This is a genomic window from Salinispora sp. H7-4 (genome assembly GCF_013416675.1).
GTDB lineage: Bacteria > Actinomycetota > Actinomycetes > Mycobacteriales > Micromonosporaceae > Micromonospora > Micromonospora vitiensis.
The window spans coordinates 209,413-209,973 of record NZ_JABZED010000049.1 but is presented as its reverse complement, the minus strand read 5'-3'; the positions used below and the strand labels follow the sequence as shown (position 1 = coordinate 209,973).

Below are 561 nucleotides of genomic sequence, written 5' to 3'. Positions count from 1 at the left end.
TCGGTCGTTACATCTGGACCCGGCGCCGTGTGTGTGCCCTGTGAGGCCCCGCGGTCGCCGACCCCCCTTTCTTTTCTTTGAGCGCCGGACGGTGCTTGCACCCCGTGCCGCCTGACCCCCCCTTCGGGCGTGTGGGTGGGTGTCGACCCCCGAATGGAGCAACCCCCATGAACACGATTCTGCGTCGTAGCGTCCTTGGTATCGCTGGTCTGGCCCTGTCCACCGGTGTCGTCGCCGGCCCCCTGGGCACCCTCACCGACACCACCACCACCACCCCCGCCGCTGCTGCTGCTGGCGTGGTGCAGGCCGACAAGCCCGACACCGGCACGCTGATCCCGCACGGCACCCAGGGTGAGCAGTCGCGCATCGACCTGGGCGACGAGCAGGTATCGAATGTGAAGGCCATCATCGAGGCCACGAAGTCCGCCGGCATGGACGAGCGGGCCGCCGTGGTGGCGATCGGTACCAGCCTGCAGGAGTCGAAGCTGGAGAACCTGGGTCACCTGGGTGACCGCAACGACCACGACTCGCAGGGCCTGTTCCAGCAGCGCCCCTCCTCCG

The 561-nt window shown here is 68.4% G+C and carries 1 protein-coding gene; it reads left to right on the top strand.

All coding sequences use genetic code 11. The features are described from left to right. Positions 1–167: 167 nt before the first annotated feature. On the top strand, positions 168–561 hold a 394-nt coding region (locus tag H0524_RS18975), incomplete at its 3' end, for a hypothetical protein (protein ID WP_180199844.1).